Origin of the sequence: Yersinia sp. 2542 StPb PI (assembly GCF_048593855.1) — a bacterium.
Taxonomy (GTDB): domain Bacteria; phylum Pseudomonadota; class Gammaproteobacteria; order Enterobacterales; family Enterobacteriaceae; genus Yersinia; species Yersinia enterocolitica_E.
In genome coordinates this window covers 1-501 of record NZ_JAZGQA010000494.1, presented here as the reverse complement: position 1 = coordinate 501, position 501 = coordinate 1, and the positions used below count along the sequence as shown (strand labels likewise).

Genomic DNA, 501 nt, shown 5'->3' with positions numbered 1-501 from the left:
ATATTGAAGAAATTCATTGTCGTAGCAAAAAAAATAAATACACCTGAGGCGTATAAAATATTTAAGTATGAGTTTGAAACTACAGTGCTAATTTCATCAGGCAATGCATTGTCATAATGGATATCAGCAATATTACGTGCTGAAAGCTGAATGAATTCTTCTGGACTAAAAGGGGCTCCTGGAAGCTGTGGTGCGTGCTGAATAACGTGAGAGTTTAGTTGCTCTGGGGTGGGGCTGATCCCAGATTTCATCGTGATAAAAGCGTAGGCATGGGTATCATACCAATCATGTCTTTTATCGTGGTAGCCATCTAATATTTCAGGAGAGAATGCGATAACTGCAGTCGTTTTAAAACGGCTGGATGGATTAAATTCAACAACATCTTTAATAAGAAATTGGCCTTTATCACCTAACGTTATGACATGCCCTTGAGGATTATCCAGATGAAGATATTGTCGGTTAAACTCTGGGGTAATGATAATTTCATTCTGCGCCAGATAG

The 501-nt window shown here is 38.5% G+C and carries 1 pseudogene; it reads right to left on the bottom strand.

The features are described 5' to 3' along the window. Nucleotides 1-501 (bottom strand): annotated as a pseudogene (locus V1952_RS22455) (ABC transporter permease); the annotation flags it as partial.